Origin of the sequence: Enterococcus sp. NBRC 3427, assembly GCF_007996925.1 — a bacterium.
Classification (GTDB): domain Bacteria; phylum Bacillota; class Bacilli; order Lactobacillales; family Enterococcaceae; genus Enterococcus_B; species Enterococcus_B lactis.
Window position 1 is genome coordinate 1 of sequence record NZ_BJLL01000012.1, and the last position, 21,661, is coordinate 21,661.

A 21,661-nucleotide genomic window follows, 5' to 3' on the forward strand; every position below is an offset into this window, starting at 1 on the left:
AGAACACCGTTTATTCAGATAAGGAACTGTGACAAGACTTTTGTCAGAGTTCCTTTTTGTTTATTCTTTTTTATCTTTGTATGGCAATAATAGACAATATAACAAAAATTATTTAATGGCTACTGAAAGACAATAGAAAACCTTGTACAAAGCTATTTTTTTCTGAAAAATTCCTTGAAACCTCACGAAAAAATCATTATTTTATGAAAAAGACAAAAAAAAGTGTTGATTTTTTAATAATTATTCATTAAACTCTTAAACAACTTCAGAAAATATTAATTATTCTGAAAATTCAAATAAAGGGGTACGTAAAATGAAAAAGAAATTTACATTTGGTTTGGTTGCGGTATGCGGCCTTGTACTTGCTGGATGTTATGGCGGCAGTTCAGCCACAAGCAGTAGTTCAGCAAAAAGCGGTTCAGCAGATGGAGGAGGCGTATTTAACTTAGTCGTGCCTCAAGAAATGCCTACAGCTGACTTATCAGTTGCAACAGATACAATCAGTTTTACAGCATTGAATAACGTTTATGAAGGAATCTACCGTCTTGATGAAGACAGCAAACCACAGCCGGCAGGAGCTAGCGAGTTGGCAGAAGTCAGTGAAGACGGATTAACTTACAAAATCAAATTACGAGAAGACGCAAAATGGTCAAACGGTGATCCTGTTACAGCAGCGGATTACGTTTATGGCTGGCAACGAACAGTAGACCCAGCTACAGCTTCTGAATATGCTTACCTGTATGCGCCAGTTGAAAACGCAGAAGACATCACAGCTGGAAAGAAAGATAAATCAGAACTAGGGATCAAAGCAGTTGGCGACTATGAATTAGAAATCAAATTGACGAAACAAACACCATATTTCCAATACCTGCTTGCTTTCCCATCATTTTTCCCACAAAAACAATCCGTAGTGGAAGAAAATGGGGACGCCTATGCATCTGCAAGTGATAAAGCTGTTTATAATGGACCATTCACATTAGAAGATTTCGATGGACCAGGAACAGATACAGAATGGACTTATAAGAAAAATGACCATTACTGGGACAAAGACACAGTAAAACTTTCTGAAATCAAAGTCAGTGTAGTAAAAGAATCTTCTACTGCGTTGAACTTATTCAAAGATGGCCAAGCAGATGATGTGATCTTGTCTGGTGAATTAGCACAGCAAAACGCAAACGATCCAGCTTATACTTCTGTTAAAGAAGCACGGACAAGCTATATCGAATTCAACCAACGTGAAAAGAATTCACCATTCAACAATGTGAACCTAAGAAAAGCTATTTCTTATTCTATCGATCGTGAAGCTTTAGTAAAACAAGTACTAGGTGACGGATCAGTTGTCTCTACAGGATTGATCCCATCAGATATGGTAAAAAGTCCAACAACGAACGAAGACTTTGCAAAAGAAGCTGGAAAATTAGTTTCTTATGACAAAGATAAAGCAAAAGAATATTGGGAAAAAGCGAAAAAAGAATTGGGCGTTGATTCTTTAGAATTTGATTTGATGGCTTCTGATGATGATTCATCGAAAAAAGTAATCGAATATGTTCAAAACTCAATCCAAGAAAACTTGGATGGCGTAACAGTCAAACCAACACCTGTTCCATTCTCTGTACGACTTGACCGCTCAACTTCGGGTGATTTTGACGCAGTACTAGGTGGATGGGCTGCTGACTATGCAGACCCAAGCAGCTTTACTGATTTGTTTGTCACAGGTAATTCATACAACCGTGGTCGCTGGAGCAATGCAGAATATGACGAAGCAGTTAAAGCAGCTTCATCAACAGATGCTGGCGATGAACAAGCCCGTTGGGATGATTTCCAAAAAGCAATCAAGATCATCTCTGATGATATGGGTGTCGTTCCGGTGTACCAAAAAGCAGAAGGTCACCTAGTGAATGAAAAAATCAAAGGTATCGTTCACCATGCTGCAGGCGCTTCGTGGGATTACAAATGGACATACGTTGAAGAATAATCGTTAATACCGTGAGCATGAGAAAAAACGAGGCTGCGGCAAATGTCGCAACCTCGTTCTCATATTCACTTATCCTAACAAAGAAAAAAGCATGAAAATAGCAGAAAGAGCAATTAGTATTCCGGCAATGATCAGCCAAAAGCTGTACATACCGTAGCTGGCAGACGAGAGCGAGGAAAATTCTGGTTTTTTCTTTCGGTTCCTTGTTCGTGCAAGATGGACCGATCGCTGAAAATGATCGAAGAAACCCGAAGAAAAGACCCATAAAAAACCGCCGATAATCAGAAACGGCAATGACCATAAGAATAGATCATTAGATAATTGAATGAGTGTAAAGGAATGGTTGATGAGATTTTTTATTAAAATAACCAGAATCAGTAGAAAAGCTACTGCGTAGGGGATAGATTTTTTTTTCATTTGATTGCTCCTTTATTTTTGGTTCATTATCTAATAATGTAGCGAAACATCTGTCAGAAGTCAAAAGCTAGGGGGAAACATTAGTGAATAGTTATATCAAATATGTATTAAAACGTGTCTTTTTCATGATCATCACGCTTTGGTTAATTGCAACAATCACCTTCTTCTTGATGCAATTGCTGCCCGGCACGCCATATACGAATCAGGAACGTTTGAGTCCTGAAACAATCGAGATGCTAAATAAACAAGTCGGTTTGGATAAACCAGTTATCGTACAATATGGGATTTATCTTTCTAATTTGATTCAAGGAGATTTTGGAATTTCCTTCCAATTTAAAAATCAGCCTGTCGCACATTTGTTAGCTGGAAGAATCGGACCATCCTTGCAATTAGGGTTACAGGCAATTATCTTTGGAACAGTCCTAGGAACGATTTTAGGAACGATTTCTGCCATGAAGCAAAATACATGGGCAGATACATCTTCTACACTTGTAGCGATATTAGGTCGTTCCATTCCAAACTTTGTATTTGCTGTTTTACTACAATATATCTTTGCAATCAAATTACAAGTTTTACCAATCGCAAAATGGGATGGCTTTGTGTACACGATCTTGCCGACAATTGCATTGGCCATGTCGCCGCTTGCTGATTCTGCTCGATTTATTCGGACGGAAATGGTGGAAGTACTGCATAGTGATTACGTGGAATTAGCAAAAGCAAAAGGGTTGAGCCGTTGGGAAATCGCCTTTAAACATGGTCTTCGAAATAGTTTGATCCCATTGATGACTTTATTAGGACCCTTGGCTGTCGCATTGATGACCGGATCACTGGTGGTAGAAAATATCTTTGCTATTCCTGGTATCGGTGAACAATTCGTTAAGTCGATTACAACAAATGATTATCCTACGATCATGGCTGTAACGATCCTTTACTCATTTATGTTGATTTTTGTTATTTTGATCGTTGATCTGTTGTACGGTCTAGTTGATCCAAGAATTCGTGTTTCAGAAGGGAGCCGAGGATAAATGGAAATGACACCCAAGCGTTATGAAACAGTCGCAGATATTCCTGCGGATGAGTTTCTTCCATTACAAAAAAATACCGAAGAAGAACGTGAGCAGATTACTGCACCTTCTTTGAATTTTATCCAAGATTCATGGCGCCGTTTAAAGAAAAACAAAGCTGCCGTTATTTCAATGTTTTTACTGTTGGTCATCATTTTGATCTCTGTGGTCACGATCTTTGTTTCTCCACATGATCCAACTGCCCAAAACGTGGCTTATATCAATTTGCCTCCTCGTATTCCGGGAATCAATATCGATGGATTGAATGGAAAAGCAATGGTTGGCGGTGAACTTGTTGATAAATATGCTCAAGCAAACGTTCCTTCAAACGTAAGTTTCTTTTTAGGAACAGACGGTTTGGGCCGTGATGTATTAAGCCGTTTATTTATGGGAACGAGAATCTCGTTGCTGATCGCATTTATTGCTGCATTACTAGATGTAACGATTGGTGTAGCTTACGGGTTAATATCTGGTTTGTTAGGCGGACGTGTCGATAATGCGATGCAACGTTTTTTGGAAATCTTGTCAGGAATTCCAAACCTCGTTGTCATGATTTTGATGTTGGTCGTTTTTGAACCAGGAATTTTTTCCATCGTGGCTGCTATGGCCATCACAAACTGGATACCAATGGCACGTATCGTTCGTGCACAAACAATGAAATTAAAAGATCAAGAATATGTTCTAGCTGGATTGACATTAGGTGAATCAAGAATGAAAATTGCATTCAAACATATTTTGCCGAATATCTCCAGTGTCATTATTATTCAAATGATGTTTAGTATCCCATCTGCTATTTTCTTTGAAGCCTTTTTAAGTTTTATCGGTTTAGGTCTTACGCCTCCGTCAGCTTCATTAGGAACGATGTTGAGCGAAGGGTACAAGACATTCCTGTATCTGCCTTATCTATTATGGATTCCGGCAGTAACTTTATCGGTTATCATGATTGGCTTTAACTTACTTGCTGATGGATTGCGTGATGCCTTTGATCCTAAAATGAAAGAGTGAGGACGAGACGATGACGAAAATTTTAGAAGTGAAAGACTTAGAAATCTCTTTTGATACGTATGCTGGAAAGGTACGAGCGATTCGCGGTGTCAATTTTCATTTGAATAAAGGAGAAACATTGGCGATCGTTGGGGAATCTGGAAGCGGAAAATCAGTGACGACCAGAAGCATCATGCGTTTGCTGTCGAGCAATGCCAATATAGATGCTGGGCAAATCCTCTTTAAAGGTAAAGACATCGTTGAAAAGACAGAAAGAGAGATGCAAAAAATCCGCGGAAAAGAAATAGCAATGATTTTCCAAGATCCAATGACCTCTTTAGATCCGACGATGCCTATTGGGAAACAAGTTGCTGAGTCACTTAGAAAGCATAATAAAGTTTCGAAAAAAGAGGGACAAAAAGCTGCATTAGAACTGCTTAAATTAGTTGGTATACCTGAAGCTGAGAAACGTATCAATAGTTATCCCCATCAGTTTTCAGGAGGTCAACGCCAACGGATCGTGATTGCGATCGCACTGGTATGTTATCCGGAAATCCTGATTGCTGATGAACCCACAACAGCACTTGATGTGACTATCCAAGCACAAATTTTGGAACTGCTGAAAGAAATTCAGACAAAAATCGATACATCAATCATCTTTATCACTCATGACCTTGGTGTAGTAGCGAACGTTGCTGACCGTGTAGCTGTTATGTATGGGGGAAGAATCGTTGAAGTTGGAACATCCGAAGAGATTTTCTACAACCCGCAACATCCCTATACTTGGGGACTGCTTGGGTCAATGCCGACATTAGACAGTGCGAACGACCGATTGTATGCCATTCCTGGTTCTCCACCGGATTTATTGAACCCGCCAAAAGGAGACGCATTCTACCCAAGAAATGAATTCGCGATGAAAATCGATGCAGAACAAGAACCGCCATTTTTTGAACTATCAAAAACACACAAGGCAGCAACTTGGCTACTTGCTCCACAAGCGCCTAAAGTGACACCGCCAGAAGAAATCCAACGTCGCTGGGCTATTTTTAAAGAGAAACAAAAACATACTTATGGTCAAGGAGGAATTGCTGATGCCAAATAAACTACTTGAAGTTAAAGGACTGAAACAGTATTTCAATGTAGGAAAAAAGAATGAAGTACATGCTGTAAATGACATCAGCTTTCACATCTATGAAGGAGAAACATTTGGTTTAGTAGGCGAATCTGGAAGCGGAAAATCCACTACTGGCCGTACGATCATTCGTTTGAATGAACCTACTGACGGTGAGATATTATTCGACGGTCAAGATGTAACGAAGATCAAAGACAAAAAAGGATTGACGAAATTCCGACATGATGTTCAGATGATCTTTCAAGATCCATACGCTTCGTTGAATCCTCGGATGAAAGTCAGAGATATCATTGCGGAAGGAATTGATGTCAATGGGTTAGCTAAGTCACCAGAGGAACGTGCCAAAAAAGTCGATGATCTATTGAGAACCGTTGGATTGAATCCGAGCCATGGCACTCGTTATCCCCATGAATTTTCAGGAGGACAGCGCCAGCGTATTGGTATTGCACGAGCATTAGCAGTAAAACCGCGATTTATCATTTGCGATGAACCGATTTCTGCATTAGATGTTTCCATCCAAGCCCAAGTTGTCAATTTATTGCAAGATCTCCAACGAGAACATCAATTGACCTATCTATTTATTGCGCATGATTTATCAATGGTTAAACATATCAGCGACCGAATCGGTGTAATGCATAACGGTTTGTTATTAGAAATGGGAAAAAGTGATGAAATCTATAATCACGGTGTCCATCCTTATACAGAAAGTTTGTTATCTGCTATTCCTCTGCCAGATCCAGATCATGAGAGAAAGCGCAGAAGAATCAAATATCAACCCGAACCAGATGACGGACAAGTACGTCATCTTCGTGAAATCGCACCAGAACATTTTGTCTATGCAACTGAGCAGGAAGTCCCATATTATGCAAAAAAATTAAAACGACAAAAGGAATCTCTTCTGGTTGCTAACTAGGAGGGACATAGATGCTAAAAGCTTTTAAATTCCGTATGTATCCGACAGAAGAACAAAAACAGCAATTGATCCGTACTTTTGGCTGTGTTCGATTTACCTATAACCATTTGCTGAAAGAACGGCAGAAAAGTTGGCAACAAACAGGAGTGGCCGATTTTTCGCTCACACCTGCTACGTTAAAAAAAGAATACCCATTCTTAAAAGAGGTAGACAGTCTTGCTTTAGCAAATGCACAACTTAATTTGGACCGAGCTTTTCGCAATTATTTCAAGGGACGTGCCAGCTTTCCAAAGCTTAAAACGAAAAAAAGTATGTGGCAATCTTATACGACGAATAATCAAACTCATACGGTCTATCTGAAAAACGGTCACTTAAAATTACCAAAACAAAAAGAACTGATCAAGATAAACCAGCACCGTCCAGTCGAAGGCACGATTCGTTCCGCTACGATTTCTGCTCGATATAATGAAGAGTTCTATGTCGCACTACTTTGTGATGTTTCATCAATAAAAAAAGAATCTTCAGCTAAATGGATTGGGATTGCCTATCATCCAAAAACATTGATCGAAACATCGCAGCCCATAGAAGTAACTTTGCCAAAATTTGACCAGACAGAAGAAAAACTTCAGCATGCACAGCGGAAATTAAGCGTAAAAGTCCGCTCCGCTCACCATAGAAAGACCAGGTTAGATCAGGCAAGCAATTATCAGAAACAAAAGAGAAAAGTAATGGATCTTTATCTGAAACAAAAGAACCAGCGAGAAGATTATCTTGAACAATTATCTGGGAAATTGGTCAAACAATATGACTACTTATTTGTAGAATCTTTTCCAAAAGAAGAAGCACATGCTGATTTTTCTATTCATGACTGGCATAAATTAATAACAAAATTGCGTTATAAGTCCCAATGGTATAATAAAAAATTTCTTTTTATCAATACCGACGGAGCAGAAGAAAGCAATTCTGTAAGAAAGAGCCAAGTGTTAGAACAACTAGGCAGGCATTCGGTTATCAAGGAATAAAAAATGAATGAAACTGACAGGAGCGTTAGGGTTCGCCTTGTTAATAAAAAGTCTGATTGACTTTTGTTTCTAGGAATTTTCTTTTGAAGAAAAGCTCACTAATTATGACAAACCAATAAAACAATAGCAGAAAAAATTCGTACGAGTTTTTTCTGCTATTGTTATTTTTTTATTCGAAGAATTTTACTGACACGCCAAAGTATGGAGCAAAAAACGCAAAACACAAAGAGCGGCTTTCCGTTTTTCTTGAGTGTTCAGAACGGAGCCCTTTTTTCACAATCCTTACTCATGATGTCCCGGCTTGAGCTGATAGATTTTTGAAGGGCGACCGATTCCTACAGGGCGTTCGCCAATCTCGTCGAAATATTGGAGCATAGCTTTCTTAAAATTGGAATGATCGATCGTTTTATAATCGATCCCTAAGAACTTTGCAAATACTTTTCGGGCTTCTGTAATCGTGAAATCTTTACCTAAAACTTGCAAAACTTGCGGTTCGTGTTCCATTTTATTGACTACGCGGTTGAATGCTTTCAAAATGATTTGACTATGGTCAAAAGCTAAAGTATCTTTGCCAGAAGACTCTCCAGTGACTAAGTCAAGTGAGATAGCCACTTCTCCGCTCGATAAATTGATCTTGTTGCCGTGACGTTCCAATGTGAACCAGCGTACTTCCTTAGCATCATCTCCGGCGATCAGCGGTTCTTCTCCAATGAAAGCTAAGTAGCTGACTGTGACGACCCAGCCTCGCGGATCTCGATTAGGCGTACTGAATGTATGCAGTTGTTCAATGTTTTCTTTAGAGATAACTACACCAGTTTCTTCCTTTGTTTCTCTTAAGACACTTTCTCCAGTTGACTCATCCTTTTGGACAAAACCACCAGGTAATGCCCATGAATTTCGATAAGGATGCCCTTTTCGTTGGATCAGCAATACTTTCAGCTGATCTTCTTCTTTGTTATAGCACATCAGTACGATATCGACAGTCAAAGAGGGCTTGTCATATTCTGGACGTTCCTGTTTTTGATACCAGTTAAGAAAATCTTCTTCACTTGCTTCATGTTCATAATATAATTTTTCTTCTTCTTTAGAAGCAAATCGGTTCATCAGACCACCTCCGTTGACATTAAAAGTACTTTTTACCTTATTGTAGCAGACTCTGAAAAAAAACCAAGGATTTACTTGAAAAATCCTTGGTTCTCCCTTAAATATGAAAAATAAATGGAAGTACTAGATTGAATAAAAAGAAAAGCAGATAAAACGGCAATACTTTATACCGCTCTTCACGAACGGCAAAGAAGCCGCAAATAACGATATATGCGTCAATGACAAAACGTAAAAGCCATGCGACTGTCATGAAACTGTTCAAATGCCCATGAAGGTTAAAATAACCATACATACGAATATAAAAATAGCTGAATATCAAATGTGCTAATGAAAGAAAAGCAATACTAAGTGTAAAAAAAAGATGTTTCTTCTGCATGATCGTTCCAGTCCCTTACTAAAATAGATAGTCTTTATTATACCACGAGTCAGGAAAGAAATAAAAAGCCGTTTCCGACTAAACATGAAACAAGATGAAAAATAGCATTTCTTCCCTCTGTCCTTCCTTTTGAAGGAGGGATTCATCATAGAGAACAAGTCGTTTATCCAGACTTTTTCATTTTGAAAAAAAGCTAACAGCATGCTTTTTTTATGGTATACTAGCAAGGAAACGAATTCGCATCATGCGATAAAGGAGGAAGAGCCCCGTGGCAGAAAAGGAAACTTTTTATATCACTACGCCAATCTATTATCCAAGCGGCAAACTTCATATCGGCAACTCATATACTACGATTGCATGTGACGCAATTGCTCGTTATAAACGGTTGATGGGCTTTGATGTGTTTTATCTCACTGGAGTGGATGAACATGGTCAAAAAATCGAAACAAAAGCAGAAGAATTAGGTGTAAAACCGCAAGAATACGTAGATAAAATGGCGGCTGATGTCAAAAAATTATGGAAAACGCTTGATATCAGTTATGACAAATTCATTCGTACGACAGATGATTACCATAAAGCAGCTGTTCAAAAAATATTTGATCGTTTATTAGAACAGGGAGACATTTACTTAGGTGAATATGAAGGCTGGTACTCTGTTTCTGACGAAGAATTCTTTACAGAAACACAACTTGCAGAAGTGTACAAAGATGATGAAGGTAATGTGATCGGCGGTAAAGCGCCAAGCGGACATGAAGTAGAATTGGTAAAAGAAGAATCTTACTTCTTCCGCATGAGCAAATACGCAGATCGTCTGTTGGAATACTATGAAGAACATCCCGAATTCATCCAACCAGAATCTCGTAAAAATGAAATGATCAACAACTTTATCAAACCAGGATTAGAAGATCTTGCAGTTTCACGAACAACCTTTACTTGGGGGGTGCCAGTCAAGAGTGATCCGAAACATGTGGTGTATGTATGGATCGATGCATTGTCCAATTACATCACTGCACTAGGCTACGGGTCCGAGGATGAAAGTCTATTCGAAAAATACTGGCCTGCAGATGTTCAGATGGTCGGTAAAGAAATCGTTCGCTTCCATACGATCTATTGGCCAATCATGTTGATGGCTCTTGATTTGCCTCTACCTAAAAAAGTATTTGGTCATGGCTGGTTATTGATGAAAGATGGAAAAATGTCTAAATCAAAAGGAAATGTCGTTTATCCTGAAATGCTTGTGGAACGTTATGGTTTAGATGCACTCCGTTATTATTTGCTTCGTGCTGTGCCATTTGGGTCAGATGGCGTCTTTACGCCAGAAGATTTTGTTTCTCGTGTCAATTATGATCTGGCAAATGATCTAGGGAACTTATTGAATCGTACGATCGCTATGATCAACAAATATTGTGATGGTCTCGTTCCTGATTATGCCTCACTTGTCACTCCATTTGACAGTGAACTGTCTACGACGGCTGCTAACGTTGTCGGACGTTACCATGATGCAATGGAAAAAATGGAATTCAATACAGCGTTAGCTGAAATCTGGGTGCTGATTTCTCGTGCAAACAAATACATTGACGAAACAGAACCATGGGTATTAGCAAAAGACGAAGAAAAGAAAGCTGAATTGAATAGTGTCATGATCCATTTAGCTGAATCCTTGCGTATCGCCGCGATTTTACTTCAACCAATCATGACAGAAACGCCAGAGAAGATCTTCAATCAACTAGGATTGGACCCTGAAACGATGAATCTTGAAGGATTGCACTTTGGCGAATTCCCTTCAGGAACAAAAGTAGTTGCAAAAGGTACACCAATCTTCCCACGTTTAGATATGGAAGAAGAAGTTGCTTTTATCCAAGAAAAAATGTCTGAAGGTACTCAAACAAACGAAGATACAGTCAAATGGGATCCAGAAGAAACAGAACTTGTTTCAACGAAAGAAAAACAAATCAAATTTGATGTATTTGAAAAAGTTGAACTAAAAGTAGCAGAAGTCATCAACTGCCAAAAAGTAGAAGGGGCAGATAAGTTGTTGCAATTCCGACTAGATGCTGGAGACAGCCAAGATCGTCAAATTTTGTCAGGAATCGCTGAATTCTATCCTGATCCAAGCGAATTGATCGGGAAAAAAGTCGTTATTGTAGCAAATCTGAAACCACGAAAGATGCGTGGACAAATCAGTCAAGGAATGATCCTTTCCGCAGAAGCACCAGATGGCTCTTTACAAGTGATTGAAGCACCAAAATCCATGCCAAATGGATCAGAGATCGCATAAAATCATAAGAAAACCTCGCAAGACAATGCTGCTTGCGAGGTTTTTTTGATTCCTGTCAATTGCCCCAATGGTGATTATGGAAGCCAATCATATAATAAAGACACATATAACCATATAAAATGTATCCTAGAAAAAGAAGGACGAGCTTTACCCACCGATGGAATCTGCAGCTTCCTAAAAACAAAAGAAAAAGTGGCTGCGAATAGTTGAATAAAATATTTGTGATCCTTTCATCTGTCTGCCGATTAAGAAAAAGGCTGATAGGAATCGTAAAGACAGAAAAAAGCAACATAATGATAAGTGGACGGGCGGTTTTTAATTGATTCATCTGGGTACTCATTTTTATTTTATTGTCTCTTACATCCAAGGATTTTGAAAGCAATAATTTGTTTACATCTACTAATAGTATTTAAAATAAAGAAAACAATCATCGATTTTGACCTCGATGATTGTTTTCTTTATTTTGTAAAAATCCTATTATTTGATTTTATGGTAACCTTTTATTTTTGTCTTCAAACGGCTTGGTAAGAGAGCAGTAAGCAGTGCAAATGGAATCGAAAAGACGTACCAGAAAATCGTTCTTCCAATACCATAACGCTGATACAGTTTCGTCAACATCACATGAAGCAAGATCAATCCTAAAAGCAAGGCACCAGCTGAAAACCAATGATTATTCCAATGCATGACTTCACGAAGTGCCATCACTCCGAAGGGATAAAAATAAAAATAGATCCCTACTAAGGTCATCCGCCAGTTCTTTGTAAATGTTCCAATGTTCAATAAAAAGAAAATCGCTGAAAGCAAAATACCGATAGGTGGGAATAGCCCCACTAGAAAGGAATACAACATCCCCCACAAAATCATCACGGGACCTTTGATCAATGCAACGATTGCGATGAACACAGTCAGCAATATCAATTTTTGTGATAACGTCGCAATGGTCAATAATCCAAATAAAATCAACGTGAACCAATGCCAACGGGACTGCTGCTGTTCTTTACAAGAAAAATCGATTCGGTTGGATAAATAATCTGCTAATTTCGGATAAGAACGCTTAAAATCCATAAACTGTTCCTCCTTCGTGGAAAAGGTAGGTTTAGTATACGCAAAATAAAGAGGAAATACATCCGTCTTAAGAGGGAGTTTTTCATTGGAAGTGGAGAAAAAAGAATGGTAAATTAAAATATTCTCAGTTATACTGAAAATTATACCAAATTTCAAAGAAGAAAGAGGATGGGAATGAAAGGCAAACTAAAACGAGAAATCAATCTGTTTGGCGCATTAGCTACCGTTATGGGAACCGTGATTGGCGCAGGGGTCTTCTTTAAAACCGCTGCTGTTACTGCAAGCACGCAGTCTACAAGTTTGACATTACTAGCTTGGCTTTTGGGTGGTTTCTTAACGATCTGTGCTGGATTGACAGTGGCTGAATTAGCTACAGCGATCCCAGAAACTGGTGGAGCTGTCAAATATATTGAAGCAGCTTATGGAAAGCTACCCAGCTTTTTATTAGGATGGGCGCAAAGCTTGATTTATTTCCCTGCTAATATTGCTGCATTATCGATTATCTTTGCGACACAATTGACGAACTTATTACAATTATCTACCGACTACCTTTTGTTGATTGCAGTGATTACCGCTGTTTCTGTGACAGGATTGAATTTATTAGGAACAAAAGTCGGTGCGTCTGTACAATCAGTGACGCTGATTGTTAAATTGATACCAATTGCCGTGATTGTCGTATGGGGATTATTGACACCAGGACAAGGAACTGTCCAGCTATTTCCAATCGAAGCTGGAAAAGATGTTACTTTTGTCGAAGGCTTGAGCAGTGCGTTGCTAGCAACATTGTTTGCTTATGACGGCTGGTTAGGCGTCGGCGCAATGGCTGGTGAAATGAAACGTCCGGAAAAAGATTTGCCTAAAGCGATTATACTTGGGCTGAGTTTTGTAACTGTCGTTTATTTATTGATCAATTTTGTTTTTTTGAAAACTCTGCCGATTGATCATCTTGCCGGTAATTTGAACGCAGCTTCTGAAGCATCAGACGTTATTTTTGGAGAAATCGGCGGAAAACTGGTCACTATTGGGATTTTGATTTCGGTATACGGGGCATTGAATGGGTATACCTTAACTGGGATTCGTGTGCCTTATGCGATGGCTTTGGAAGACGAGCTACCTTTCAGCAAACAGCTGACAAAGCTTTCAAAGAAATTTACGGTACCTTATGTTCCTGCGATTTTCCAGTTAGCAGTAGCTTGTGTTATGATGAGCCTTGGTTCTTTCGACTTTTTAACCGACATGTTGATTTTTGTGATGTGGCTATTCAGTTTACTGATTTTTATCGGTGTCTTTATTTTAAGAAAAAAAGCGCCGGAATTGCCACGCCCATATAAAGTACCACTTTATCCAATCGTTCCGATTATTGCGATTCTCGGTGCTATTTTCATTTTAGGTATGACGATGATGACGCAAACGAAATTAGCATTGATCGGTATAGGTGTTACCTTAATTGGTATCCCAGTCTATTATCAAAAAAAGAAAAAACGCTCAGAAGAGTAAAATATTTCAACAACAGACAGAAAAAGTACGAACTAAGTCCTCTGGATCTTCGTGCTTTTTCTATTTCAACAAAACAAGTTCTTCTATTTTGATTTTTGCTACTTCTGCAAGCAGTGCTAATGTGCTAAAGTAAGAATGAAAAGGAGAGATAAACATGATATTTGATTCTCATACCCATTTAAATGCGGAACAGTTCAATGAAGATATTCCAGAAACGATTCAGCGAGCACAAGAAATGGGGGTAACGAAAATGGCGGTCGTGGGCTTCGATACGCCAACGATTGAAAAGTCTTTGCAATTAAGCCATGACTATCCAAATATATACAGTATTCTCGGCTGGCATCCGACAGAGGCTGGCAGTTATACGAAAGAAATCGAAACTAAATTACAAGAACAATTGACTTTGCCAAAGGTTGTAGCATTAGGGGAAATTGGCTTGGATTATCATTGGATGGAAGACCCGAAAGAAGTCCAAGATAAAGTATTTCGCAGACAGATTGCTATCGCAAAAGAAATGAACCTTCCAATCAGTATTCATACTAGAGAAGCACTTGAAGACACGTATCAAATCCTAAAAGAAGAAGATGTTCGAGATATTGGTGGAATCATGCATAGTTTCAGCGGTGATTATGAATGGGCAAAACGATTTCTTGACTTAGGGATGCATATTTCATTTAGCGGTGTCGTCACTTTCAAAAAAGCATTAGACGTCCAAGAGGCTGCAACAAATGTACCAATCGAACGATTACTTGTGGAAACAGATGCCCCTTATTTGGCACCAGTTCCTTTTAGAGGAAAGCGAAATGAACCAGGCTATACTCGTTATACAGTAGAAAAGATTGCTGAACTTCGGAATCTGCCAATAGAAGAAGTGGCTGCCCAAACATGGACAAATGCGCACCGATTATTTGGTCTAAGCGAACATGGATAAGATGAGGATCCAAGAGATTATAGTCGTTGAAGGAAAAGACGATACAAGAAGGCTAAGGGAAGTAGTTGATGCAGATACGATAGAAACGATCGGTTCTGCTATCAATGAAGATATCCTGATGCAAATTGAACATGCCCAAGAGACACGAGGGGTGATCGTTTTTACCGACCCTGATTTTTCAGGAGAAAAAATAAGGAAAATCATTATGGAAGCTGTTCCTCAGGCAAAGCATGCTTTTTTGCCGCGCACACAAGCTAAACCAAAGAAAAAGGGAAGTCTTGGTGTTGAGCATGCAAGTGATGCTGCTATTTTAGAAGCATTGAAAAAAGTTGTGACGCCAGACATTTCCCAAACGGCTGTTTCTGAAATCACTAGACAAGACCTTTTAGACTATGGTTTAATAGCTGGAGCACAAGCAAAAGAAAAACGAGAAAAACTAGGTGATGAGTTGCGTATCGGTTATACGAACGGCAAACAATTGGAAAAACGTTTGAAGATGTTTCGTATTACGCCGAAAGAGCTCGCACAAGCAATGAAAATAGTGGAGGAACAACATGAGTGAATATCGTGAAATCGCGACACCCTCTAGAACAAAAGAGATTTTATTGAAACATGGTTTTTCATTTAAAAAAAGTTTAGGACAAAATTTTCTCACTGAACCAAATATTTTAAGAAAAATCGTAGAAACTGCGCAAATAGATGAACGAACGAACGTGATCGAAGTTGGGCCAGGAATCGGCGCATTGACAGAACAATTAGCGATGCATGCAAAGCAAGTCGTAGCATTTGAGATTGATGATCGTTTGATCCCTGTATTGGCTGATACGATGCAACCCTATGACAATGTGACCATCATACATCAAGATATTCTGAAGACGGATTTATCAACAGCCGTAAGAGAAACATTTCATGAAGAGCTTCCGTTAAAAGTCGTAGCAAATTTACCTTATTATATTACGACGCCCATCATGATGCATTTTCTTGAATCGGATTTGGTCGTAGATGAATTAGTCGTCATGATGCAAAAAGAAGTAGCTGATCGAATCTCTGCTGAACCAGGAACGAAAGCATACGGTTCATTATCGATTGCTGTTCAATATTATATGGAAGCCAGTTTAGCCTTCATCGTACCAAAAACAGTATTTGTCCCTCAGCCAAATGTAGATTCAGCGATTTTGAAACTGACAAGAAGAGATACACCGGCAGTAGAAGTGACGGACGAAAAAGCATTTTTCCGATTGACAAAAGCTGCATTTCAGCAAAGAAGAAAAACGCTTTGGAATAATTTGCAGCATTCGTATGGCAAAGATGATCAGTCAAAAGCATGGTTAGCAAAAAGCTTGGAAACGGCTGGAATCGATCCAAAACGTCGTGGAGAGACGTTGTCATTACAAGAATTTGCCGCATTAAGCAATGCGATGTCAGAAAATAAGCAGTAAAAACAGAGGTTGTGACAGAAGTGATCAGCTTCAAGAAATAAGAAGAAATTTACGAAAATTGCTTCTCCTATTTTTGATTTGGTTGGTCTTATCGCCGCAGATGCAAGCTTTTGATTCCCATTATGAACAAGGAGATGTGACACAAATTTTGTCACATCTCCTATTTTTGTCTCTTGATCAAAAAATTCTTATACTTGATACTCACACTCATTTTGTATGGATTTAGAAAAGAATATGTGTCTTGACAGTTATTGATAAGTGAGTTATACTAAGTCGACATTTATGTGTCAAGACATATTAGGAGAGAGAAAAAATGAGAAAAAATTCAGTTCGAAAACTAACGATTTCTGCTTTATTGATTGGGATGGGGGTCATTATCCCAATGGTTATGCCTAAAATCATGATCCCACCTGCTTCTTTTACATTAGCGTCTCATGTGCCATTATTTATTGCGATGTTTTTTACACCAGGAGTTGCAGTGGCTGTTGCACTAGGTACGACATTTGGTTTCTTTTTGACAACGCCAGTTATCATTGCATTGCGCGCATTGTCACATCTTGTATTTGCATTGATTGGGGCATGGTACTTGCAGAAGCATCCGAGTATCGTTTTAAAGAATGGACAGTTTACTTTTACTAATTGGCGTTTCCAAGGGTTCAATTTTGTGATAGGTGTGATTCATTCTTTAGTAGAAATGCTAGTAGTCAGCATCTTTTACTTCATCGGTAATATGCCTGACACGTATTACTCTCAAGGGTATTTTTATACAGTGTTCATCTTGATGGGAATTGGTGGACTCATCCACAGTTTGGTTGATTATAATATTGCTTATTTTATAGCAGGAACACTCAGCAAATATTTTGATATCCCGGTATTTACGGCAGCAAAAAAAGGAAATCGGAAAGAATCGATTCAAGGGTACGCGAAGAAAACGACATACTAATGATCTATCAAAGAAAAACTCTCATCTACTAACGGATAATAAATCCGCTAAGATGAGAGTTTTTTGTCCTAAAAAGAACTACACCACTATTTTCTGGCGTAGCTCTAAAGGGGGCAGATTAGGGAAGTTTGATGACTTGTTCGGTTTCTTTATCAAAGAAGTGCCCTTTATTGATGTTGAAAGCAAGGTCAACCATTTCACCTGGTTTATGGAAATCTCTTGCATCTACTTTTGAGATAAACTCAGTAGAACCAGTTTTTGTGTAAAGCATCGTTTCAGCACCAAGTAATTCGGAAACGACAACTTCTGATTTCACTACGGCTTCAGGTGAAGCTTCAAGGGCTACTTGTTCACTGTGGATGTCTTCTGGACGAATGCCGAAGATGACTTCTTTTCCTTCATAACCTTTTTCGACTAATACTTTGTTTTTCCCTTCAGGAATACGAAGCTTAAGCCCATGTCCATCTGTGATGACACCGTTTTTCAATGTCACATTAAAGAAGTTCATGGCAGGAGATCCAATAAAGCCGGCAACGAACATATTGACTGGTGTATCATAAACTTCTTTCGGTGTACCGATTTGCTGGATAAATCCGTCTTTCATGATAACGATTCGGTCAGCCATAGTCATCGCTTCTGTCTGATCATGAGTAACATAGATCGTCGTTGTTTCAAGACGTTGGTGAAGTTTGGCAATCTCAGCACGCATGGCTACACGTAATTTAGCATCTAAGTTTGACAATGGTTCATCCATCAAGAAGACTTTGGCATCCCGAACGATTGCGCGTCCTAATGCTACACGTTGTCGTTGTCCACCAGATAAAGCAGCTGGTTTTCGTTTCAAGTATTCTGTCAGTCCGAGGATCTCTGCTGCATTGTCCACACGCTTTTTAATGTCTGCTTTATCATATTTACGTAATTTCAAACCAAAAGCCATATTATCATAAACAGTCATGTGAGGATACAATGCATAGTTTTGGAAAACCATGGCAATATCACGGTCTTTAGGTGCCACGTCATTCATGACTTTTCCGCCAATATTTAGTTCTCCTTCAGAGATATCTTCCAGTCCCGCGATCATTCGCAAAGTAGTTGACTTTCCACAACCGGAAGGACCAACAAAAACGATGAATTCACGGTCTTTGATTGATAGATTAAAATCAGTTACAGAATAATTTTCTGCATTGTCATATTTTTTATATACGTTTTTCAGAGCCATTTCTACCATAATACGTTCCACACTTTCTTTTTTAGTTTTATTAACTGATTAAAGTATAAATGAAAGCGTTAACTAAGTTCAATGTCATGTTGAACAAGAATTTTTTCTTTTTTTTGTCAATGTGCTAGTTTTAAGCTTCAATAAATATCCATAAGAAATAAAAACTGATACACTGAAGTAAATAAGTATGTTAACCATATCAAAAGGAGTGTCTTTTATGAAAATCGCTTTGATCGCTCATGACCGAAAAAAACCTATGATGGTGAAATTAGCAACAGCGTATAAAACAATATTGGAAAAACATGAACTTTTTGCTACCGGGACGACTGGACAACGGATCACGGAAGCAACCGGCTTGCCCATTCATCGGTTTAAATCCGGACCGTTAGGCGGAGATCAGCAAATTGGAGCAATGATCTCGGAGGACCAGTTAGATTTGGTGATTTTTCTTCGAGACCCGCTGGCTGCACAGCCGCATGAACCAGATGTAACAGCACTTATCCGTTTATCTGATGTTTATGAGATTCCGTTGGCTACAAATATCGGAACAGCTGAGGTGCTGCTAAGAGGGCTGGAAGCCGGCTTCCTAGATTTTCGAAGAATCGTCCATGAAATAGACAAACGTCCACTTTCATTTTGATGGACAAGTGTATGGAAAAATAACGTTTAATGTTCGCCTATATGAAGCTATAAAAGCTAAACGAACTGAGAATATGCGATATAATACGAACGTATTGGATAATATAAACAATAATATTAGTTTTTCGTGTTTGCAGTAAATGTGAAAATATGCTATAGTTTCTGTGGGAAAAGATCCCAAAAATAATACAGAGTAGAAAATAAAGCGTTAAGTGCTAAGAGGATGGGATGTTGCCTCTTGGACGAAGGACGTAATGTTCGCGGTTTTATTTTCGCATTCGCTGCATGATACGATGTAGCAGCTCTTAAAGGAGATGCTAAAAATGAAGAAACACCGGTTAGACGCACGTATGATTGCTATTATGGGCTTACTGATTGCATTGATGGTCACGTTGTCCCGTCTGGTAGCAATCGAGACCCCATTTATTAAAATCAGTGTCACATTTATTCCACAAGTGATCATGGGCATTCTTTTTGGTCCTTTTTGGTCAGGGATAGGCGCAGTTTTAGCTGATTTAGTAGGAATGGCTCTCTTCTCGAAATCTGCATTTTTTATTGGATTTACATTGAATGCATTTATTGAAGGAGCAATCTACGGATTCTTTTTCTATCGAAAAGAAATCACTTGGAAAAATGCCATTTTGGCTACGCTTAGTGTCACGCTGATCATAAACTTATTTTTGACACCATTATGGCTTGCGTTGATGTACCATGTGCCATTGTTCAGCTGGGTCGTTTGGGCGCCCCGCCTGCTAAAAACAGTGATATGGTTACCGATTCAATCAATTGCCATTTATTACGTAGGACGTAGTATTCCTTACAAAAAAATTTTAAGAAGTTTAGCGATCCACGCTAAATAAAAAACAAGCAGTCTTCCCATCCCAGAAGACTGCTTGTTTTTATTGTGCTGTGAATTGTGCTTGATAAAGCTGTCGGTAATAACCATCTTTTTGAAGCAACTCATCATGGGTGCCCATTTCGACAATGGCTCCCTGATCCATCACTAATATCTGGTCCGCATTTTTGATTGTGGACAGGCGATGGGCAATAACAAAACTGGTTTTTCCTTCCATCATTGCTAAGAAAGCTTGTTGGATTTTTTTCTCTGTCAATGTATCAACTGAGCTGGTAGCTTCATCTAAGATCAACATAGGCGGATTACTGATCATCGTTCGAGCAATCGTCAACAGTTGGCGTTGTCCATCGGATATCTTTAACCCTTGACCGCCAATCTTAGTATCTAATTTATCCGGCAAACGTTCTACAAATTCATACATATAAGAGGCTTTTAGGGCATCATTGATTTCTGTGTCATTTGCTTCCGGATTCCCAAAACGGAGATTTTCTCGCAATGTACTGTCAAATAGCCAAGTATCTTGTAACACCATTCCAAAACTTTTACGTAATGTATCACGTTGAATAGAGCGGATGTCATGGTCATCGATTGTAATCGTTCCTTTTGTTGTGTCATAAAAACGCATCAGCAAATTAACAAGTGTGGATTTTCCGGCCCCTGTTTTTCCTACTATAGCAATGGTTTGACCTGGATAAGCAGTAAAATTGAAATCTTCGATCAAGCGCTGTTTGGGGTCATAAGAAAAAGAAACATGATCAAAAGAGACTTTTCCTATGATATTTTTGGGTTCCAAGGCATAAGAATCTGGCAAATCAGGCGTTTCTTCTGGTTGATCGATCAAATCAAATGCTCGTTCTAGACCAGAAAAAGCGGTTTGCAGTTGTGTCGTGATTCCCGAAAGTTCGATAAATGGTTTAGAAAACTGACTTGAGTAGATCGTAAAGCTGGAAATCACACCAACAGTGATTGACGAACCACTCTTCAATGCCAATAGGCCGCCAACTAAACCAATCGATAAATAAGCAAGGTGATCTACAAAACGAGAAGACGGGTTTGTCAAGGAAGAAGAAAATTGTGCCCGTTGTCCTTTTTGATATAAATCAGCATTTAGCAGTTCAAATTGCTGTTGACTAGCTTCTTCTTGCTGAAAAGCTTTCACGATTTTCTGATTACCGATTCGTTCGGTCACAAAGCCCGAGATCTCCCCAATGATTCTTTGCTGTCTATCGAAATTTGTTTGTGAAGCACGAGCAACGATCCAACTCACAAGGAAAATAATCGGTGTGGAACAAAGAACGACCAGTGTCAGAAGCGGACTTAGACGCATCATAAAAATAAACGAAAGAAGGATGATCGCAACTCCGGAAAACAATTGATTGAAGGCTGCAGAAATCGCAATAGAAATGTTGTCCATATCATTTGTAAATCGACTGACGATATTTCCATGAGAATTTTGATCATAATAACGAAGTGGCAATCGATTTAAATGGGCAAAAGCATCTTTTCTTAATGTTGCAACGGACAAGTAAGCTAACCGATTGCTTAATACTTGGATGAGCCATTGACTGACTACGTTGATCAAAACGATCCCACCGAACAGAATCAGTAAATGGAATAGTCGATTGAAGCGAACTTGTCCTTCTCCGATCATTTGATCGATACTTTGGCCAATTTGTAACGTCATCACAACTGTTGCGATCCCGTTGATGATCCCTAGTAGTACAGCTAGCCAAATGTCTTTTGCATAAGCAGTAAGATAAGGGATGAAGCGACGGAGTGTCTGCAAGGATAATTTTTTTACTTTCAT

21 protein-coding genes, 1 pseudogene and 1 riboswitch are annotated in these 21,661 nt (G+C 38.9%); of the genes and pseudogenes, 14 read left to right on the forward strand and 8 right to left on the reverse strand.

Annotated elements, in window-relative coordinates:
- Window positions 1–14: 14 nt before the first annotated feature.
- Window positions 15–119, reverse strand: a pseudogene (locus ESP02_RS13585) (ribonuclease P); the annotation flags it as partial.
- A gap of 194 nt (window positions 120–313) precedes the next feature.
- Between ESP02_RS13585 and ESP02_RS04375 the strand changes: the two are divergent.
- A complete protein-coding gene (locus ESP02_RS04375) occupies window positions 314–1,975 on the forward strand; it encodes a peptide ABC transporter substrate-binding protein (RefSeq protein WP_002289796.1) in 1,662 nt (553 codons plus the stop codon).
- Window positions 1,976–2,044: 69 nt separating this feature from the next.
- Here the strand turns inward: ESP02_RS04375 and ESP02_RS04380 are convergent, their stop codons facing one another.
- Window positions 2,045–2,392 carry a DUF3899 domain-containing protein gene (locus ESP02_RS04380; RefSeq protein WP_002293992.1) on the reverse strand — a complete coding sequence of 116 codons (348 nt, stop codon included), beginning with the start codon at window positions 2,390–2,392 and terminating at the stop codon, window positions 2,045–2,047.
- An 83-nt stretch (window positions 2,393–2,475) separates the two neighbouring features.
- Here ESP02_RS04380 and opp3b point away from each other — a divergent pair, with 83 nt between their 5' ends.
- Genes opp3b through ESP02_RS04405 form a run of 5 tightly spaced genes read left to right on the forward strand, consistent with a single transcriptional unit; the run spans window position 2,476 to window position 7,507 of the window.
- Window positions 2,476–3,417: an oligopeptide ABC transporter permease gene (gene opp3b, locus ESP02_RS04385; protein WP_002325415.1), complete on the forward strand. Its 942-nt coding sequence runs from the start codon at window positions 2,476–2,478 to the stop codon at window positions 3,415–3,417.
- The gene (locus tag ESP02_RS04390) at window positions 3,418–4,461 is read left to right on the forward strand and encodes an ABC transporter permease (protein WP_002293574.1); all 1,044 of its coding nucleotides are present in this window, start codon (window positions 3,418–3,420) and stop codon (window positions 4,459–4,461) included.
- A 10-nt stretch (window positions 4,462–4,471) separates the two neighbouring features.
- Entirely contained in the window at window positions 4,472–5,542 is a 1,071-nt protein-coding gene (locus ESP02_RS04395) for an ABC transporter ATP-binding protein (protein WP_002315752.1), read from the forward strand.
- On the forward strand, window positions 5,532–6,485 hold the full coding sequence (locus ESP02_RS04400; RefSeq protein ID WP_038399071.1) for an ABC transporter ATP-binding protein: 954 nt from the start codon (window positions 5,532–5,534) through the stop codon (window positions 6,483–6,485). The genes ESP02_RS04395 and ESP02_RS04400 overlap by 11 nt, the downstream gene beginning before the upstream one ends.
- An 11-nt stretch (window positions 6,486–6,496) precedes the next feature.
- The gene (locus ESP02_RS04405) at window positions 6,497–7,507 is read left to right on the forward strand and encodes an RNA-guided endonuclease TnpB family protein (protein ID WP_002373941.1); all 1,011 of its coding nucleotides are present in this window, start codon (window positions 6,497–6,499) and stop codon (window positions 7,505–7,507) included.
- Between the two features lie 282 nt (window positions 7,508–7,789).
- Here the strand turns inward: ESP02_RS04405 and ESP02_RS04410 are convergent, their stop codons facing one another.
- Both ESP02_RS04410 and ESP02_RS04415 read right to left on the reverse strand, forming a co-directional pair.
- Entirely contained in the window at window positions 7,790–8,611 is an 822-nt protein-coding gene (locus ESP02_RS04410) for an NUDIX hydrolase (protein WP_002293580.1), read from the reverse strand.
- A gap of 97 nt (window positions 8,612–8,708) precedes the next feature.
- Window positions 8,709–8,987 carry a hypothetical protein gene (locus ESP02_RS04415; protein ID WP_002293582.1) on the reverse strand — a complete coding sequence of 93 codons (279 nt, stop codon included), beginning with the start codon at window positions 8,985–8,987 and terminating at the stop codon, window positions 8,709–8,711.
- A 268-nt stretch (window positions 8,988–9,255) separates the two neighbouring features.
- On the opposite strand from ESP02_RS04415, the gene metG reads away from it, so the two are divergent.
- A complete protein-coding gene (gene metG, locus ESP02_RS04420; RefSeq protein WP_002293583.1) occupies window positions 9,256–11,265 on the forward strand; it encodes a methionine--tRNA ligase in 2,010 nt (669 codons plus the stop codon).
- 55 nt (window positions 11,266–11,320) lie between these two features.
- On the opposite strand, the gene ESP02_RS04425 is transcribed toward metG, so the two are convergent.
- A complete protein-coding gene (locus ESP02_RS04425) occupies window positions 11,321–11,593 on the reverse strand; it encodes a hypothetical protein (protein WP_025478452.1) in 273 nt (90 codons plus the stop codon).
- Between the two features lie 149 nt (window positions 11,594–11,742).
- Entirely contained in the window at window positions 11,743–12,330 is a 588-nt protein-coding gene (locus ESP02_RS04430; protein WP_025478451.1) for a hypothetical protein, read from the reverse strand.
- Between the two features lie 174 nt (window positions 12,331–12,504).
- Between ESP02_RS04430 and ESP02_RS04435 the strand changes: the two genes are divergently transcribed.
- The 5 genes from ESP02_RS04435 (at window position 12,505) to ESP02_RS04460 (ending at window position 17,140) form a co-directional block, all read left to right on the forward strand.
- Window positions 12,505–13,827 carry an APC family permease gene (locus ESP02_RS04435; protein WP_010732978.1) on the forward strand — a complete coding sequence of 441 codons (1,323 nt, stop codon included), beginning with the start codon at window positions 12,505–12,507 and terminating at the stop codon, window positions 13,825–13,827.
- Between the two features lie 154 nt (window positions 13,828–13,981).
- Complete coding sequence (locus tag ESP02_RS04440; RefSeq protein ID WP_002373932.1) at window positions 13,982–14,758, forward strand: TatD family hydrolase; 777 nt, start codon at window positions 13,982–13,984, stop codon at window positions 14,756–14,758.
- The gene (gene rnmV, locus ESP02_RS04445; protein WP_002315760.1) at window positions 14,751–15,320 is read left to right on the forward strand and encodes a ribonuclease M5; all 570 of its coding nucleotides are present in this window, start codon (window positions 14,751–14,753) and stop codon (window positions 15,318–15,320) included. Before ESP02_RS04440 ends, rnmV begins: the two co-directional genes overlap by 8 nt.
- Entirely contained in the window at window positions 15,313–16,197 is an 885-nt protein-coding gene (rsmA, locus tag ESP02_RS04450; protein WP_002373930.1) for a 16S rRNA (adenine(1518)-N(6)/adenine(1519)-N(6))-dimethyltransferase RsmA, read from the forward strand. Before rnmV ends, rsmA begins: the two co-directional genes overlap by 8 nt.
- Before the next feature lie 313 nt (window positions 16,198–16,510).
- On the forward strand, window positions 16,511–17,140 hold the full coding sequence (locus tag ESP02_RS04460) for a hypothetical protein (protein WP_002291071.1): 630 nt from the start codon (window positions 16,511–16,513) through the stop codon (window positions 17,138–17,140).
- 118 nt (window positions 17,141–17,258) lie between these two features.
- On the opposite strand, the gene ESP02_RS04465 is transcribed toward ESP02_RS04460, so the two are convergent.
- Window positions 17,259–18,368: an ABC transporter ATP-binding protein gene (locus ESP02_RS04465; RefSeq protein WP_002291070.1), complete on the reverse strand. Its 1,110-nt coding sequence runs from the start codon at window positions 18,366–18,368 to the stop codon at window positions 17,259–17,261.
- Window positions 18,369–18,576: 208 nt separating this feature from the next.
- On the opposite strand from ESP02_RS04465, the gene mgsA reads away from it, so the two are divergent.
- The gene (mgsA, locus tag ESP02_RS04470) at window positions 18,577–18,999 is read left to right on the forward strand and encodes a methylglyoxal synthase (RefSeq protein WP_002291069.1); all 423 of its coding nucleotides are present in this window, start codon (window positions 18,577–18,579) and stop codon (window positions 18,997–18,999) included.
- 186 nt (window positions 19,000–19,185) lie between these two features.
- A riboswitch (THF riboswitch) is annotated at window positions 19,186–19,284 on the forward strand.
- Window positions 19,285–19,321: 37 nt separating this feature from the next.
- Window positions 19,322–19,858, forward strand: a complete 537-nt coding sequence (locus tag ESP02_RS04475) for a folate family ECF transporter S component (RefSeq protein WP_002289509.1) — start codon at window positions 19,322–19,324, stop codon at window positions 19,856–19,858.
- 39 nt (window positions 19,859–19,897) lie between these two features.
- Here the strand turns inward: ESP02_RS04475 and ESP02_RS04480 are convergent, their stop codons facing one another.
- Window positions 19,898–21,661 carry an ABC transporter ATP-binding protein gene (locus ESP02_RS04480; RefSeq protein WP_002373922.1) on the reverse strand — a complete coding sequence of 588 codons (1,764 nt, stop codon included), beginning with the start codon at window positions 21,659–21,661 and terminating at the stop codon, window positions 19,898–19,900.

Excerpts from the sequence above, each read along its gene's own strand:
- ESP02_RS04400 (WP_038399071.1), top strand. The coding sequence starts at position 5,532 with ATGCCAAATAAACTACTTGAAGTTAAAGGACTGAAACAGTATTTCAAT.
- ESP02_RS04405 (WP_002373941.1), top strand. The coding sequence starts at position 6,497 with ATGCTAAAAGCTTTTAAATTCCGTATGTATCCGACAGAAGAACAAAAA.
- rsmA (WP_002373930.1), top strand. The coding sequence starts at position 15,313 with ATGAGTGAATATCGTGAAATCGCGACACCCTCTAGAACAAAAGAGATT.
- ESP02_RS04460 (WP_002291071.1), top strand. The coding sequence starts at position 16,511 with ATGAGAAAAAATTCAGTTCGAAAACTAACGATTTCTGCTTTATTGATT.
- ESP02_RS04430 (WP_025478451.1), bottom strand. The coding sequence starts at position 12,330 with ATGGATTTTAAGCGTTCTTATCCGAAATTAGCAGATTATTTATCCAAC.
- ESP02_RS04415 (WP_002293582.1), bottom strand. The coding sequence starts at position 8,987 with ATGCAGAAGAAACATCTTTTTTTTACACTTAGTATTGCTTTTCTTTCA.
- ESP02_RS04475 (WP_002289509.1), top strand. The coding sequence starts at position 19,322 with ATGAAGAAACACCGGTTAGACGCACGTATGATTGCTATTATGGGCTTA.
- ESP02_RS04375 (WP_002289796.1), top strand. The coding sequence starts at position 314 with ATGAAAAAGAAATTTACATTTGGTTTGGTTGCGGTATGCGGCCTTGTA.
- ESP02_RS04395 (WP_002315752.1), top strand. The coding sequence starts at position 4,472 with ATGACGAAAATTTTAGAAGTGAAAGACTTAGAAATCTCTTTTGATACG.
- ESP02_RS04380 (WP_002293992.1), bottom strand. The coding sequence starts at position 2,392 with ATGAAAAAAAAATCTATCCCCTACGCAGTAGCTTTTCTACTGATTCTG.
- ESP02_RS04465 (WP_002291070.1), bottom strand. The coding sequence starts at position 18,368 with ATGGTAGAAATGGCTCTGAAAAACGTATATAAAAAATATGACAATGCA.
- ESP02_RS04410 (WP_002293580.1), bottom strand. The coding sequence starts at position 8,611 with ATGAACCGATTTGCTTCTAAAGAAGAAGAAAAATTATATTATGAACAT.
- rnmV (WP_002315760.1), top strand. The coding sequence starts at position 14,751 with ATGGATAAGATGAGGATCCAAGAGATTATAGTCGTTGAAGGAAAAGAC.
- ESP02_RS04425 (WP_025478452.1), bottom strand. The coding sequence starts at position 11,593 with ATGAATCAATTAAAAACCGCCCGTCCACTTATCATTATGTTGCTTTTT.
- ESP02_RS04435 (WP_010732978.1), top strand. The coding sequence starts at position 12,505 with ATGAAAGGCAAACTAAAACGAGAAATCAATCTGTTTGGCGCATTAGCT.
- mgsA (WP_002291069.1), top strand. The coding sequence starts at position 18,577 with ATGAAAATCGCTTTGATCGCTCATGACCGAAAAAAACCTATGATGGTG.
- ESP02_RS04440 (WP_002373932.1), top strand. The coding sequence starts at position 13,982 with ATGATATTTGATTCTCATACCCATTTAAATGCGGAACAGTTCAATGAA.
- ESP02_RS04480 (WP_002373922.1), bottom strand. The coding sequence starts at position 21,661 with ATGAAAGTAAAAAAATTATCCTTGCAGACACTCCGTCGCTTCATCCCT.
- ESP02_RS04390 (WP_002293574.1), top strand. The coding sequence starts at position 3,418 with ATGGAAATGACACCCAAGCGTTATGAAACAGTCGCAGATATTCCTGCG.